This is a genomic window from Croceitalea marina, from assembly GCF_042684265.1.
GTDB classification, from domain to species: domain Bacteria; phylum Bacteroidota; class Bacteroidia; order Flavobacteriales; family Flavobacteriaceae; genus Croceitalea; species Croceitalea marina.
This window is the reverse complement of the sequence record NZ_JBHULB010000007.1, coordinates 258,818-271,748: the sequence shown is the minus strand read 5'-3', so window position 1 is coordinate 271,748 and position 12,931 is coordinate 258,818. Positions and strand designations below refer to the sequence as shown.

Sequence of the window (12,931 nt, the reverse complement as noted above, 5' to 3'; positions counted from 1 at the left end):
AGATGGCAGGAGGAAAACAGTCACCACGTCAGAAAATGGTAAACCTAATGTACTTGGTTTTCATTTGTATGTTGGCGTTGAACATGAGTAAAGAGGTATTAGCGGCATTCGGTCTTATGAATGTAAAAATGGAACAAGCTAATGCAAAAACTTCAGAAGACAATTTAGCTTTTCTTGGAAGTTTAGAAACGAAAGCAGAAGAAAACGCTGCTAAATATGCCAAGGACTATGAGAATGCACAGAAAGTGCAGAAAATGTCCCAAGAGTATTATGATTATTTAGAAGGTCTTAAAAAAGAAATGACCGAAGGAATTGAAGACCCTACAGACTACCAAGTGATGGACAAGTCTGATTATTTGGATCAAAAATTCTTTCAAGGTGATAACTTGAGCAAAGACGGTAAAGAATTCTTGAACAGAATTGAAACATATAGTAAAGAAGTATCTGCTTTAGTACCAGAAAGATTGCAAGCCACTGTTAAAAGTCGTTTTAACACAGGTGATGCAAATGGTAAAGTTGAAAAGCGTGACGGTACAAAGCAAGATTGGATCAACTATCACTATGAAGGTTTTCCATTGATTGCTTCTTTGACTAAGTTAACTGCTTTGCAGTCTGATATCAAAGCTACTGAAGAAGATGCGTTAAAAGCAATGTTAGAGGGTAACTTGAGCAATCAGGTTTCTTTAAAGAATTTTGCAACTTCGTTGGCAGCATCAAAATCTGCTTTCTATAATGGAGATAAGTACGATGGTAAAATTATCATTAGCAAAACTGATGCAACTTCTACTCCCGTAAGAGCTGAATTGACTTTAGATGGTAGAAAATTGACTGAAGACAAAGATTATAGATTAGAAGCTGGTGGTATTCAAATGTTGATTGGTGCTGGTAACCCAGGCGACCACGAAATCAAGGGTACTATGTTCTTTATGCAAGATGGAGAAGAAATTCCTGTAGAAGTTAAAAATTCTTTTGCAACAATTTCTAAGCCTAATTCTGCTTTGATCGCTGCTGATAAGATGAATGTAGTTTATCGTGGTGTAGCTAACCCTATGAGTATCTCTATTCCAGGTATACCTAACAATAAAGTGTCTGCTAGAGCTCCTGGATTAAGAGCGGTTAGTGGTAGCAAGTATATTATGAATCCTGGTAAAGGTAGAACTGTTAAGATTACTGCTTCTGGTACTTTACCTGATGGACAAGGCATCTCTACAACATCTGAATTCCGTATTAAAGATATACCAAGACCTTCTGGTGCTATTAGAGGTGAAGCAGGTAGTGTAAAAATGCCTAGAAGAAACCTTGAGATTTCTACAGTATCGGCAATGTTAGAAGACTTTGATTTTGATTTAAATCTCGGTATTAGCGGATTTAAATTTAAAGTTCCTGGTCAACCGACAGTAGTTGTAAATGGTAATAAATTAAATGGTGCTGCTAAATCTGCCCTTAAGAGAGCAAGAAGAGGAGACGCAGTACAGATATTTGACATTCAAGCTTACATTTCAAATAACAAGAGTTATAAGTTGAAGAAAGTATCTCCTGTTGTAGTTGAGCTTACAAACTAATAAAGTAAAGTATAGTAATGATGAATTGGAAAAATGTTTTAGTAATCGGAGCGTTCAGCTTCCTACCTATAACTCTCGCGGCACAGGCTAATATTTTAAATGCCAAAAAGCCTCAAGAAGTAGGTAAGAAAACCGAGGCCCAAATGGCTGCGGATAATGATGCACCTCTAGCATATGGTTATGTTGACGATAGAGATATTCTTTGGTCAAAAACTGTGTGGGAGACCATCGATTTAGATGAGCGTGTAAACTTTCCGTTATACTATCCAACCGATACCATTGGTATCGGTGCAGACAGAAGGTCTTTGTACCACGTTTTGATGAAGAATATCAAAAATGGAAAATTGACCGATGTGTATACGGATTCATATTTTACTGAAAAGCGAAATTTTGGTGACCTAACTGCAACCTTGCAGAAAATAGATACCACAGACTTAGGGTACGAACAAATAAATGCTGGCGAGCAGATTTCTCAGGAATTTATAAACCGAAGAGATTTAGGAGCCGCTGATATTGAAGAGTACAGAATTAAGGGTATCTGGTATTTTGATAAGCGCCAAGGTGAGCTTAAGTACCGTTTATTAGGTATTGCTCCTGTTGCACCAGATGTTAACTTTATCGATGACGAATCTACAGACCAAAATGCCAATAAAGTTGAGCTGTTTTGGGTGTGGTACCCAAGCGTAAGAGAGATTTTACATGAGGCGAAGGTCTTTAATCAGCGTAATTCTGCACAACCGATCACTTTTGATATGTTGTTGAATGCGCGCCGATTTAACGCTGTTATCTATAAAGAAGATAATGTTCATGGTGACCGTAAAATTGATGATTACGTTTTTGATAATGCTTTGTTTCAATTATTAGAGGCCAAGCGTATCAAAGAAACTATCAGAGATAAAGAGCAAGACATGTGGGCTTATTAGGCCTAGATAAATAGAATATTCCAATTCAATAGATATAAGCGCCGCACATTTGTGCGGCGTTTTTTATTTGATAATAAATCTACCAATGTTCTTTTTCTTAAATGGACTAATTTAGCCGAATGCTAGATTATTTAGTGGTTGGTTTGGGCCTTGCCGGTATTTCTTTTTGTGAACAGTTAGAGCGTAAGGGTAAATCGTTTAAAGTAGTTTCCGATAATTCACAACAGGCTTCTATGGTTGCAGGGGGGTTGTATAACCCAGTAATTCTAAAACGATTTACTTTGGCCTGGAACGCCAAAGAACAACTGGATTTGGCGCTTCCTTTTTACGAAGAACTAGAAAAAAAGCTAAAGGTAAAATTAGATTATAAAATTCCGGTATTAAGACGTTTTGCCTCGGCAGAAGAGCAAAATAGTTGGTTTGAAGCTTCTGATAAGCCTGGTCTAAATTATTTTTTAGACCAAAACATAATTTCCAACGCAAATACAAACCTTGATTCCCCATTCGGATACGGACAGGTTAGATATACAGGTAGAATTAAGACCAAAACCCTTTTAGAACGATACACTAGTTACCTTAATGATAAAGGGTTGCTAGTTGAAGAAACTTGTGATTTTGATGCTCTAGAAATCCTGAAGAATGAAATTATTTATAAGGATATGAAAGCCACGCAAGTTGTTTTTTCAGAGGGTTATGGACTTAAAAAGAATCCTTTCTTTAATTATTTACCCCTAAATGGTACAAAAGGCGAGCTCCTTACCATCAAAGCCCCTAAATTAAAAGAGTCTAATGTAATCAAGTCTTCGGTTTTTATAATACCATTAGGTGATGACCTTTATCGTATAGGTGCCACCTACAAATGGAAAGATAAAACAAACTTACCCACACAAGAATCTAGGGAAGAACTCATAGAAAAACTGAAAACTTTTTTAAAATGTGATTTTAAAGTAGTAGAACATGTGGCTGGGGTCAGACCTACGGTAGCCGATAGAAGACCATTGGTTGGTAGGCACCCAAAGTTCAATAATCTTTATATTTTGAACGGTTTTGGTTCACGCGGGGTCATGATCGCCCCTTATGCTTCAAAACAATTATTTCAATTTATAGAACTTGGCGATAAGCTTAACATCGAAATGGATATTTACAGATTTACCGCTAAGCATTATTTTGGTTAATTCACCAAGTCTTTATCGTACTTCATAAAAATATTTATCCAAATATTTCTAGAGAGCCGTATTATCACAGGTAACAAAAAAACCGAAGTGATCACAATGGTTATGTAAGTGTTTTTTAAAGACGTTCCTATAATCAAAAAAGCTATTGCAAAAGCTATTCCGGCAAATATTAGTCCGACACCGTAGCTGACATACATGGCGCCATAAAAGAAAGAAGGTTCTATTTTATATTTTGTTTGACAATGTGAGCACCTTTCGTGCATTTTAAATAGTTGTGAAACAATAAAAGGATTCCTGTTTACATACATACTTTCACTGTGGCACTTTGGGCAACTTCCTGTTAAAATGCTGTAGAGTTTGTTTCCTTTTTTTAACATTTGCAAAACTTTAAACAAAAATAGGTATTCAAGCAGTTTTACGATGCTTGACCAATACTTAAAGTTGATTTAATAATAATGAAACTGTATAGCACTTATGCTTAATATCCATAACCTTTCCGTCGCTTTTGGTGGAGAATATTTATTTGAAGAAATCGCTTTTCGATTGAATGCCGGAGATAGGGTTGGATTGATAGGAAAAAACGGTGCTGGCAAGTCTACTTTGCTGAAATTGCTAAGTAAGGAGATGGTAGCCGATTCGGGAACTATTGCCTCTGATAAAGAAGTGAAAATTGGTTTTTTAAAGCAGGATATAGATTTTGAAGAGGGCAGAACGGTTTTAGACGAAGCTTATCAAGCCTTTGATGAAATAAAAAAGCTAGAAACCAAACTTGAAGACATCAACACCCAACTAGCCGAACGAACCGATTATGAGAGCGAAGGCTACAATCAACTAATGATAGATTTAAATGATATCACGCATCATTACGAGATTTTAGGAGGATACAACTACCAGGGAGAGACTGAAAAGGTATTACAAGGACTAGGATTTTTAAGAGATGATTTTGATAAAGCTACGGATACTTTTTCGGGTGGTTGGCGCATGCGTATCGAATTGGCAAAGCTATTACTACAAAGTAATGATGTACTCTTATTAGACGAGCCAACAAACCATTTAGACATAGAATCTATTATTTGGTTAGAACAGTTTTTAAGAAACTATTCTGGTGCAGTTGTGATTGTGTCCCACGATAAAATGTTTTTGGACAACGTTACCAATAGAACCATTGAAATTTCTTTGGGTAGGATATATGATTACAATAAACCATACTCCCAATACCTCATCCAACGTTCGGAAATAAAGGAGCAACAGCTAAATGCCCAAAAGAACCAAGAAAAGCAGATTCAGCAAACGGAAAAGCTTATTGAAAAGTTTAGGGCTAAAGCCAGTAAGGCATCTATGGCACAATCTCTGATCAAGAAATTGGACAAGATCGATAGAATAGAAGTTGATGCTGACGATAACAGCGTAATGAACGTTCGTTTTCCTATTTCCGTAACTCCGGGTAAAGTGGTCGCCGAAATTGAGCAGCTTTCTAAAAGTTACGGACCCAAAGAAGTTTTAAAGAATATCCAGCTGATGGTCGAGCGAGGTAGCAAAACAGCATTCGTAGGGCAAAATGGACAAGGCAAAACTACACTGGCCAAAATAGTTGTCGGTGAGTTAGATTACCATGGACATTTAAAGTTGGGGCACAATGTGCAAATAGGGTATTTTGCCCAAAACCAAGCAGAATATTTAGATGGTAGCAAAACTATTTTAGATACCATGATCGATGCGGCCAATGAAAAGAACCGCAGTAAGGTTCGTGATATTCTAGGTTCATTTCTTTTTCAAGGTGATGAGGTCGAAAAATATGTTCGTGTGCTATCTGGTGGCGAAAGAAATAGATTGGCCTTGGCAAAAATGCTATTGCAACCATTTAATGTTTTGGTGATGGATGAACCCACCAATCATTTAGATATTAAGTCAAAAAATGTATTAAAGCAAGCTTTACAAAGTTTTGAAGGTACTTTGATATTGGTTTCTCATGATCGTGATTTTCTACAAGGGCTCACCGATAGGGTCTATGAATTTAAGAACGGAAGTATAAAAGAGTATTTGGGCGATATTGATTTTTACCTTGAACAACGTAAAGCAGAAGATTTTAGAAAGATTGAAAAAGGCGAGAAAAAATCAAAAGAAGCAAATAATAAGCCTAATCAGCAAAACGATTACAAGGTTCAAAAAAAATTAAAATCCTTAAAGAATAAACTTAGTAGTGTTGAAAGTAAGATAAGTGAATTGGAAAAGGCTATCGCCGAGTTAGACCACCAACTTTTGATCAATTACGATGAAACTGTCAAGATTCCTAACTTCTTTGATGGCTATCATGGTAAGAAAGAAGATTTAGAGAAGTTAATGAAGGAATGGGAGCGGATATCTTTAGAAATAGATTCAAAATATAGGTAAATTCCTACAAGTAAACAATCAGTTCACCACACTTTTTAGCACTTTCACAACAATATTTCAATTATTCACTGCATTTATTTGGCTGTAAACCACAAGTAGATTTAATTTGTAGGTAAATTCCTATCATTGTAAATAAGGCCATATGAAAAAATTTACCTTTTTAAGCTTTTCTTTTTTCTTTATGAGTACATTCATTTTCGCCTCCATCGAGGAAATACCCTCAACAGAAAAAGCGGCACTGTTAGACTTATATAATAGCACGCAGGGCGAAAGATGGAATACGGGATGGAACCTTAATGAACCAGTCTCAACGTGGAGAGGTATTGAAATCAAGGAAAATCATGTTGTAAGTATCAATTTATTCCATAATAATTTAAACGGCTATTTACCAGAAAGTATAGGTAAACTTAAAAAGTTGGAAAATCTTAATCTCGCTTTTAATAGTATAACGGGAGTTTTGCCAAAAGACATTGTAGAATTAAAACGCTTAAAAGTACTTAAGCTAGAAATGAATAGAATTAAAGGTAGCTTGCCAGAAGGCATAGGCAGTCTGCAAAACTTGGAAGAATTTTCAATGTTTAATAATTTTTTAACTGGAGATATACCGGACAGTTTTGGCAATATTTCGAATCTAAAAGTTCTTAATTTGTCAAGTAACAATTTAAAAGGATTAATACCAAGTAGTTTAGGTAATCTTAAAAACCTTAAAACTTTAGGTCTTTTTGAAAATGCCTTAGAAGGCGAAATCCCTAAAGAAATGGGTAATCTTCAAAATCTTGAAGAATTAGTTTTGGCAAATAACCAGCTTGCTGGTGAAATACCAGAAGAGCTAGACCAATTGGCAAGCCTAAAAGTATTACAGATTCAGAATAATAATATTAAATCTTTCAGGGGAATACAAAAAATGAAATCAAAATCATTTTTGGTTTTTGATACAGATGAGGAAAAATACAATTCAAGATTTAACGAAAATGCCATAATCAACGCTCGTTTGGCAGATACAAAGTTTGAGGATGTAGACGATAATGAGTAGTTAGTTATACTTTAGTTTGTTTGGTTTGGGGATGCAGAGGTGCATCCCTTTTTTTGTTTTGTAGTTTGTGCAAAACCTTAAACATTTATGAAATCTTTAACCAATAAGCTAGTATCTTGACACTAGTTTTGCAAACACTAATCAACTGCTTTAATGCGTAAAATACTTATCTCTGTCTTGGCAGGAATCCTAATTATCGGAGGATCTATTTTTGCCGCTAAATACATCATTAACAGTAAGGAAAACAGAAGGCCAAGACCTAAGAAGGTTATAAAAACGGTATTTGTCGACACTGTCGAAAATGGTATGGTACCAATAGTGGTATCCGCAAATGGCAATCTAGTCGCCAAAAACAGGGTAGAGCTCTATGCTGAGGTTCAGGGTATATTTAAAACTGGCAGCAAGCTCTTTAAACCAGGTCAAGAATACAAACAAGGACAAACCCTGATTCGAATAGATGCTTCGGAGTACTATGCAAGTGTTCAATCGGCAAAAAGCAATCTGTACAATTTGGTAACTTCAATTATGCCAGATCTACAACTTGATTACCCAGAGTATTTTCCAAAGTGGCAGAAGTATTTGGCTAATTTTGATTTAGACAGAACCACACCGAAACTTCCAGAAATAAGTTCAGATAAGGAAAAATATTTTATTACAGGTCGCGGTATCTTTAGTAGTTACTATAACGTTAAAAATCTGGAGCAGCGGCTTTCTAAATATAGTATTTCAGCTCCTTTTTCGGGCATCCTCACCGAGGCCTTGGTAACCGAAGGAACATTGGTAAGGGCAGGGCAAAAACTTGGGGAATTTATCAAAACAGGTGCCTACGAACTTGAGGTTGCGGTAAGTAAGACTTATGCTGATTTTTTAAAGGTCGGTGCAGAGGTTAAATTGGCCAACCTTAACAACACCCAATCATATACTGGAAAGGTCGTAAGACTGAACGGTAGGGTAGATCAGGCGTCACAGACGATAACCGCTTTTATCGAAGTAAATGGTGAGAATTTAAAAGCAGGGCAATATTTAGAGGCAAGACTCAATGCCAAAAGCGAGAAAGAAGCTATAGAGATCGACCGTTCACTCTTGGTAGATAATAGCAAAGTTTATGTAGTTCGAGATTCTATATTAGATTTAATAAACGTTTCCCCTGTTTACTTCACTGACAAAAAAGTGGTCTTAAAAGATGTGCCAAACGGTGAAATGATTATTTCTAAGCCAGTAGTTGGTGCCTATGCGGGAATGCTAGTGAAAGTTTACGGTGCGGAGACCGCTGAAAAAACCAAGAAATGAGAAAGATAATAGAATACTTTATCAAGTATCATGTTGCCGTTAATGTCATCATCATTGCCTTCTTTATATTTGGGATTGTTGGTGCATATTCTTTAAAATCCTCATTTTTTCCACTTACTGAGTCCCAAAATGTTTTAATAAGTATTACGTATCCCGGTGCTTCGCCCCAAGAAATCGAAGAAGGCATCGTGCTCAAGATTGAAGACAACTTAAAAGGACTTCAAGGTGTTGACAGGGTTACATCTACCTCAAGAGAGAATTCCGGTTCCATCAATGTGGAAATTGAAAAAGGACAGGATATCGATTTCATGTTGTTAGAGGTTAAAAATGCTGTGGATAGGGTACCCACTTTCCCTACAGGTATGGAACCCTTGGTAGTTTCTAAGCTAGAAGCAGTCAGGCAGACGATCAGTTTTGCTATAAGTGGCGATGCCATTTCTCTGGCTACCTTAAAACAAATCGGTAGACAGGTAGAAAATGATCTACGCGCTTTGGATGGTATCTCTCAAATTGCCGTTTCCGGATATCCTGAAGAAGAAATAGAAATTGCCGTCAATGAAAATGACCTACTTGCTTTTAACCTATCCTTTAGTGATGTAGCTCAAGCCGTAACAAATGCGAACATTTTGGTAACTGGGGGTAATATCAAAACAAATGCTGAAGAATACTTGATTAGAGCCAATAATCGCTCATATTATGGTGATGAACTTTCTAATATTGTAGTAAGAGGGGATACTTCAGGGCGTTCCATCAGATTAAAAGATGTTGCTGAAATACGTGACCGGTTTTCTGAAACACCAAATACATCTTACTTCAATGGAGATTTAGCGGTAAATATTTCAATAACCAGCACCAATACGGAAGATTTGATCGGTGCGGCCGAGAAGGTAAAAGAATATGTAAAAGATTTTAACCAAAAATATAATAACGTAAGGTTAAGTATTGTAGATGATCGGTCTATAACACTAACGCAACGAACGGAATTACTGGCAGAAAATGCCATTGTGGGAATGATATTGGTTCTCATATTTCTATCCCTATTCCTAAATACAAGATTGGCATTTTGGGTAGCTTTTGGACTTCCTGTGGCTTTTTTAGGGATGTTTGTTTTTGCTGGGTACTTCGATGTTACTATTAATGTGTTATCGTTATTTGGGATGATTATCGTAATAGGTATTTTGGTAGATGATGGTATTGTAATAGCAGAAAATATCTACCAACATTACGAAAAAGGAAAAAGCCCGATACAGGCTGCCGTAGATGGAACGATGGAGGTTATTCCGCCAATAGTTTCTGCAATTATCACCACGATTCTGGCATTTTCTATTTTCCTTTTTCTAGATGGTCGAATAGGTAACTTTTTTGGTGAGGTCTCTGTTATAGTAATTCTTACACTTGTGGTGTCTTTGATAGAGGCCCTTATCATTTTGCCTGCACATTTGGCCCACTCAAAAGCTTTAAAAAAACAGTCTGATGAACCTAAGAAGGGGATTGCAAAACTTTTTGCAAAACTTCGGATAATCAATAAAGCAGGAGACCGATTTATGGTCTGGATGCGCGATAAACTATATAGCCCTGCACTGCGATTTGCCATAAAATACAAGATACTGACCTTTGCCTTATTTCTAATGGCATTGATACTCACTTTTGGTTCGATAGGTGGCGGAATTATCAGAACCGCCTTTTTTCCTCGAATTGCGAGTGATCGAGTAGCAATTGAATTGTTGATGCCTAATGGAACCAACGAGAAAATTACAGATTCTATCATCAGCTTAATCGAAGAAAAAGCAGTTATCGTTAACCAAGAGCTGACAGAAAAATACTTAAAGGGTACTGATAAAATGCTCTTTGAGAATATGATTAAAAACGTAGGTCCTGGTGCATCAAGCGCAACGCTGACAATAAACTTATTGCCAGGGGAAGAAAGACCGGATGCCATCAGGGCAGATTTGATTACGACTCGGTTAGAAGAACTGGTAGGGCCTGTAATCGGCGTTGAAAGTCTAATTTATGGTTCGGGCGGTAATTTTGGTGGTTCGCCCGTGTCAGTTTCTTTGTTGGGCAACAACATTCAAGAGTTAAAGGCTGCCAAGGGCGAATTAAAATCCGCCTTACTCAATAACTCATTGCTCAAAGATGTAGCGGATAATGATCCGGCAGGTATAAAAGAAATACAATTAGAACTTAAAGAAAATGCCTATGCATTGGGTTTAGATCTTAGAATGGTGATGAGCCAAGTGCGGTCAGGATTCTTTGGTGTTCAGGCACAACGCTTTCAACGCGGACAAGATGAAATTCGGGTTTGGGTACGCTATGATAAAGAAAACAGATCTTCCATTACCGATTTGGATGAGATGCGTGTGGTTACCCCTGCGGGCTCTCGAGTACCCCTAAAAGAAATCGCAAATTATACAATTGCTCGAGGTGATGTGGCCATAAATCATTTGGCCGGGCAAAGAGAAATTCAAATTAATGCAGATTTAAAGAACGCCGAAACTACTAGTGCGCCTGATATCATGAGTTGGATCCAGAATGATATTATGCCAGAGATACAGTCAAAATACCCTACGGTTACAGCATCTTATGAAGGGCAAAACAGAGAACGATTGAAACTGATGAACTCTTTGAATTTTGTTGGGTTATCAGTATTATTTCTAATCTATATCACCATAGCTTTCACCTTTAGAAGTTTCAGCCAGCCTTTACTTTTATTGCTTCTGGTACCTTTTAGCCTGACCGCGGTATCTTGGGGGCATTGGATTCATGGTTTTCCGATAAATATTCTTTCGATGTTGGGTATTATTGCACTCATCGGTATTATGGTCAATGACGGATTGGTACTAATTGGCAAATTCAACGGCAACCTTAGAGAAGGTATGCGTTTTGATGATGCTATTTTTGAAGCTGGCCGCTCCAGATTTAGGGCTATTTTTCTAACCTCTATTACCACAATCGCCGGATTGGCACCGCTATTACTTGAGAAAAGTAGGCAGGCCCAATTTTTAAAACCTATGGCCATCTCCATTGCTTACGGAATTGGTTTCGCTACTATTTTAACTTTGTTATTATTACCGTTGTTTCTTTCGTTTAGTAACAGTGTAAAAGTTGGCGTGAAATGGCTGATTACGGGTAATAAAATCAGTAAAGAAGAAGTAGAACGCGCTATAAAAGAGCAGAAAGAAGAAGAACATATGGTGTTGACGGAAAAACCTCAAAATAATTAGAAGAAACGTGATGCGAACAACATACATTTTACTTCCGATATTTTTAATGGTTTTGATACTTCCATTACAAGGTCAAGAGGAAAAACTAACCAAAGAGGAAGCGGTAAAACTCACTTTAGAGAACAATTTCGGTATCGTCATCGCCAAAAACAATGTAAAGGTCGCCGAAAACAATAAAGGGGTATTGAATTCTGGTTTTTTACCTTCCCTAACTGCGAATACTGGAGCTTCATATGACAATAACGATCAAGAGGCCACATTTCAAGATGGCTCGGTAAGGGCCATTGATGGAGCAGAAACAACCCGATACAATGCCTCCCTTAATCTTAACTATACCTTATTCGATGGTTTGGGTAGGTGGTACAATTACAAACGCCTTAAAGAAGAATACAATTTAAGTGAGCTACAAGCCCGTGAAACTATCGAAACTACCATGTTGCAACTGTTTACTGTGTATTTTGAGGTAGCAAGAATTACAGAGAATATAGGGGTTCTCAAAGACACTTACGAGAATACAGAAAATCGTTTAAAAAGAGCGGAGTACAGTTTTGAATACGGGCAGAATAACAAATTAGATGTTTTAAACGCCCAGGTCGATTTGGTAAATGATAGTATCAATTTGATGAACGAAAGACAGGCCTTAATGAATACCCAACGCGATTTGAACGTATTGTTGAACAGAGATTTGGATGTTAACTTTAAGGTTGATACTACAATAACCTTTACAAATAAGATTGTTTTAGAGGAGTTTTTAAATGAGGGTGAGTCAAATAATATTCGAATGCTACAGGCGGAAAAGAACATCATGATCAATGATTATAATTTAAAGGCCGGGAAATCGGTCTTACTTCCTACCATAGGTCTTACGGGTTCTTATGGGTGGAACGAAGGTAATTTTCCTGCTACAAATTTCTTGGCCTCTAGTGCTTCAACAGGATTTTCTGCCGGGGTAAATTTATCATGGAATCTTTTTAATGGTGGAACCGGAATTACCCAAATCAAGAATGCGAAAATTTTACTGGATTCTCAAGAAACCTTGCAACAGCAGATAAAACAAGAGATACTTAGGGATATTGCCAATTCTAAAGGCAACTATGAAAATAGACTCCAGATTTACCGTTTGCAAGAACAGAATGTATCCACAGCTGTGAACAATTATGAACGTTCGAGCGAGCGTTATAAACTCGGTCAGATCACTTCGGTAGAACTTCGCCAAGCACAGTTGAATTTATTAAATGCAAAGACCAGTAAAAACCTGGCAAAATATAACGCAAAACTCGCCGAACTGCAGCTGTTACAGCTGACGGGACAATTGTTAAATATAGCTTTATAA

Annotated in this window: 9 protein-coding genes; 8 read left to right on the top strand and 1 reads right to left on the bottom strand. The window is 37.1% G+C overall.

Annotated elements, in window-relative coordinates; genetic code table 11:
- Positions 1 to 2: 2 nt before the first annotated feature.
- From porM to ACFSQJ_RS05285, 3 genes are all read left to right on the top strand, one after another.
- Positions 3 to 1,562, top strand: coding sequence for a type IX secretion system motor protein PorM/GldM (porM, locus tag ACFSQJ_RS05295; RefSeq protein ID WP_377765909.1), 1,560 nt, complete (start codon positions 3 to 5; stop codon positions 1,560 to 1,562).
- Between the two features lie 20 nt (positions 1,563 to 1,582).
- Complete coding sequence (gene porN, locus ACFSQJ_RS05290; RefSeq protein WP_377766244.1) at positions 1,583 to 2,485, top strand: type IX secretion system ring subunit PorN/GldN; 903 nt, start codon at positions 1,583 to 1,585, stop codon at positions 2,483 to 2,485.
- A gap of 119 nt (positions 2,486 to 2,604) precedes the next feature.
- Positions 2,605 to 3,660 (top strand): NAD(P)/FAD-dependent oxidoreductase, encoded by a 1,056-nt coding sequence (locus ACFSQJ_RS05285; protein ID WP_377765908.1) that lies wholly within the window; start codon positions 2,605 to 2,607, stop codon positions 3,658 to 3,660.
- Here the strand turns inward: ACFSQJ_RS05285 and ACFSQJ_RS05280 are convergent.
- Complete coding sequence (locus ACFSQJ_RS05280) at positions 3,657 to 4,037, bottom strand: DUF983 domain-containing protein (protein WP_377765907.1); 381 nt, start codon at positions 4,035 to 4,037, stop codon at positions 3,657 to 3,659. The two genes, ACFSQJ_RS05285 and ACFSQJ_RS05280, sit on opposite strands and share 4 nt — an antisense overlap.
- Before the next feature lie 97 nt (positions 4,038 to 4,134).
- On the opposite strand from ACFSQJ_RS05280, the gene ACFSQJ_RS05275 reads away from it, so the two are divergent.
- From ACFSQJ_RS05275 to ACFSQJ_RS05255, 5 genes are all read left to right on the top strand, one after another.
- Entirely contained in the window at positions 4,135 to 6,051 is a 1,917-nt protein-coding gene (locus ACFSQJ_RS05275; protein ID WP_377765906.1) for an ABC-F family ATP-binding cassette domain-containing protein, read from the top strand.
- A 142-nt stretch (positions 6,052 to 6,193) separates the two neighbouring features.
- Positions 6,194 to 7,084, top strand: a complete 891-nt coding sequence (locus ACFSQJ_RS05270) for a leucine-rich repeat domain-containing protein (protein WP_377765905.1) — start codon at positions 6,194 to 6,196, stop codon at positions 7,082 to 7,084.
- Positions 7,085 to 7,237: 153 nt separating this feature from the next.
- Entirely contained in the window at positions 7,238 to 8,374 is a 1,137-nt protein-coding gene (locus ACFSQJ_RS05265; protein ID WP_377765904.1) for an efflux RND transporter periplasmic adaptor subunit, read from the top strand.
- Entirely contained in the window at positions 8,371 to 11,598 is a 3,228-nt protein-coding gene (locus ACFSQJ_RS05260) for an efflux RND transporter permease subunit (protein WP_377765903.1), read from the top strand. The genes ACFSQJ_RS05265 and ACFSQJ_RS05260 overlap by 4 nt, the downstream gene beginning before the upstream one ends.
- 10 nt (positions 11,599 to 11,608) lie before the next feature.
- Positions 11,609 to 12,931 carry a TolC family protein gene (locus ACFSQJ_RS05255; RefSeq protein ID WP_377765902.1) on the top strand — a complete coding sequence of 441 codons (1,323 nt, stop codon included), beginning with the start codon at positions 11,609 to 11,611 and terminating at the stop codon, positions 12,929 to 12,931.